The organism is Burkholderia sp. Se-20373 (assembly GCF_017104705.1).
Classification (GTDB): Bacteria; Pseudomonadota; Gammaproteobacteria; order Burkholderiales; family Burkholderiaceae; genus Burkholderia.
This window is the reverse complement of sequence record NZ_JAAGPH010000295.1, coordinates 1-3,122: the sequence shown is the minus strand read 5'-3', so window position 1 is coordinate 3,122 and position 3,122 is coordinate 1. Positions and strand designations below refer to the sequence as shown.

The window sequence follows — 3,122 nt, the reverse complement described above, 5'->3', positions numbered from 1 at the left end:
TGGCTCTACCCGTTCTTCCAGGTCGCCGAACTGGCGGAAGAACGGGTAGAGCCACTTGTCGCTGAGGATCACGAGCGCCTGGTCGCCTTCGTCGAGTAGCCCGTCGAGCAGCATCAGCGCCGAATACCAGCCGAGCGTGCCGTTCTGGCCGAGCGCGAACGGCGTCACGCGCTGCAGGCCCAGCTCGTACTGCATGCGGCCGACGACCGAGTCGCCGATGCCTTCGTTGAGCGCGCAGCTCGCGACGATCACGTGGGTCGTGCGGGCCAGCTGCCCGGAGCCGAGCTGGTCGCGCAGGCGCGTCACCGTGCGATCGAGTTCGTCGACGAGCTTCTCCGGCGTCGGCCCCGCGTGCACGCGGTACAGGCCCGGATGCTTGCGTCCGACGACCGAGTCGCCGATGCCGTCGTCGAGCGCGCAGCTCGCGACGATCGCGTGGGTCGTGCGGGCCAGCTGCCCGGAGCCGAGCTGGTCGGGCAGGTCGAGCGCCGCGTCGGCGGCGAGATCGGCGAGGCTGCGCCCGGGCGGCGCGACCCGCAGCGTGGGCCGGCCGCCCGGTGCGAGGCGCGTGCCTTCGTCGGGCGTCAGCGCGCCCAGCCCGCGCGGCCGCGCGAAGCGCGCCTGCGGCAGCAGCAGGTGCCGGTAGCCGGGATGGCGTTCCTGCGCCTGGATCGCGCTGAACACGACCGCGGGCGGCAGCACCACGACGCCGCCCGACAGGGCCAGCGTGCCGGGCTCGGCGATGCGGCGCGCGCCGAGGCAGGTTTCATCGAGCGTCGACAGGGTCATGCGGCGGTCTCCTCGTTCGTGGGCGCGAACGCGTCGCGGTACTGGTTTTTCAGCGCGGGGCGGTCGATCTTGCCGTTCGGGTTGCGCGGCAACGCCGGCAGCGGCTCGACGACGAGCGGGCTCATGTAGGTCGGCAACGCGTCGCGGCAAGCGCGCGCGATGTCGGCGCGGCATGCGTCGGCGTCGAGCGTCGACACGACACACGCGGCGATCGCCTCGCCGAGCGATGCGTGCGGCACACCGAACACCGCGGCCTCGCGGATGTGGGGCAGCGCGAACAGCACGTCCTCGACTTCGGTCGGGCTCACGCGATAGCCGGACGTCTTGATCATGTCGTCGCCGCGCGCGACGAAATACAGGTAGCCGTCCACATCGCGGCGCACGATGTCGCCGGACCACACGGCGACGTCGGGGCGCGGGATCTCGCCGTGCCGGCGCGGCAGCGGGCGAAAGCGCTGCGCGGTCAGCTCGGGCCGGTTCCAGTAGCCGAGCGTGACGAATGCGCCGCGATGCACGAGTTCGCCGGGTTCGTCGGCCGCGCATTCGCTGCCGTCCGCGCGCAGCACGAGGATCTCGGCGTTCGGTACCGCCTTGCCGATCGACGTCGGCCGCAATGCCACGTCGGCCGGGGGCAGGTAGGTCGAGCGGAACGCTTCGGTCAGCCCGTACATCAGGTACGGCGCGGCGTTCGTGAACACCGCTTGCAGGCGGTGCAGCAATGGCGTCGCGAGATGGCCGCCGGTGTTCGCGAAGCGGCGGATCCGCGTGCGCGCCGTGTCGCTCCAGCCGGCGGACACGAGCTGCATCCACAACGGCGGCACGCCGGTGATCGACGTCACGCCGAATGCGTCGCAATGGCGCGGCACTTCGGCCGGCTGCAGGAAGTCGAGCGGCGCATAGCACGCGCCGGCGGCCAGCGCGGTCGTGAGCTGGCTCAGGCCCGCGTCGAAGCTGAGCGGCAGCACGCCGAGCACGACGTCGTCGTCGGCCAGCCCCTGGTACGCGGCGACGCTGAATGCGCCCGACACGAGGTTGCGATGCGACACGACCACGCCTTTCGGCTTGCCGGTCGAGCCGGACGTGTAGAGCAGCGCGGCGGGATCGTCGTCCACCGGCCGGCCGGCGGGAAGCGGTGCCGGTGTGTCGGCGCCGCGCGCGTGGATCGCGTCGGCCAGTTCCTCGATCAGCATCGCGCGTGCGCCGACGAGCGCGGCGAGCGCCGGCAGGCGTTTCAACCGCTGCGCGCCGGTCATGAACAGCGCCGCGCCGCTGTCGGCGACGATGTGCTCGATCTGCGCTTCCTTCAACTGCGGATTGACCGGCACGAAGATCGCGCCGAGCGCGTTGGCCGCGAGCATCGCGACCACGGTTTCGATGCGTTTCGGCGCGTAGATGGCGACGCGCTCGCCGGGCCGCACGCCGCGCGACGCGAGCGCGGCGGCCGCGCGGCGGACCGCGCGTGCAAGCTGTTCGTAGGTCATCGTGCCGCCGCCGTCGGCATACGCGGGATGCTGCGGCCAGCGTGCGGCGCCGTGTTCGAGCAGGTCGGCGACGCTGATCAGGGCGTTCATGATCGGCTTCTCTCTCAGGTGGGTCTAGGCGGGCCGCACGTACACGTGCGCGGCTTCGTGGGACAGGAAATGCGCCATCGAGTACGTGCGGTGATACGCGCCGCAGCGCGCGAACACGGCGATGTCGCCGACCTGCGGCGGGGCGCCCGTGTCGTCGCGGCCGATCACGTCCGCGCGGCTGCAGGTGCTGCCGACGTAGATCGTCGGCACGCCACGCTCCGGCGGCGCGGGCTTGCGGCGCACGAGCGACGGCGCGGCCAGCCGGCGCATCACCGATTCGGTCTGCGCGAGCAGGAACGCATGCGACAGCCCGCCGTCGCAGACGGCGATCGTGCGGTCCTGCCACGTCTTGACCGCCACCACGCGCGTCGCGAACACGCCCGCATCGGCGAAGATCGCGCGGCCCGATTCATGCGCGAGCGAGTACTGGCCGGCCAGCGGCGCGAGTGCAGTCGCATAGCGTTCGAACGCGGCGTCGCCAGGGTGATCGTCGGCAAAGCCGCCGCCGAGGCTCAGCGACGCGAGCGGCGCGCCGTTGGCGGGCGCGAGATCGCGGGCGAGCGCCGCGAGCCGTTCGGGCAGCACGAGCGTGTCGGGCTGCGCCGCGTCCTGGCGGATGAACGAATGCGGGCCGGAGAACACGTGCAGCCCGGCCACCGGCAAACCGGCAGCGGCGAGCGTGCGCACCGCGTCGTGCGCCTCGTTCGGCGTCATCCCGAAGTGGTCGTGCCACAGCGCACGTGCATCGTCGCCGGCCAGCGC

1 protein-coding gene and 2 pseudogenes are annotated in these 3,122 nt (G+C 72.3%); all 3 read right to left on the bottom strand.

The window, feature by feature from the left end; all coding sequences use genetic code 11:
• Window positions 1-789 (bottom strand): annotated as a pseudogene (locus tag G3N96_RS39565) (hypothetical protein); the annotation flags it as partial.
• Window positions 786-2,360 (bottom strand): acyl-CoA ligase (AMP-forming), exosortase A system-associated, encoded by a 1,575-nt coding sequence (locus tag G3N96_RS38125; protein WP_206140435.1) that lies wholly within the window; start codon window positions 2,358-2,360, stop codon window positions 786-788. The gene G3N96_RS38125 and the pseudogene G3N96_RS39565, both read right to left, overlap by 4 nt.
• A gap of 24 nt (window positions 2,361-2,384) precedes the next feature.
• Window positions 2,385-3,122 (bottom strand): annotated as a pseudogene (locus G3N96_RS38120) (PLP-dependent decarboxylase); the annotation flags it as partial.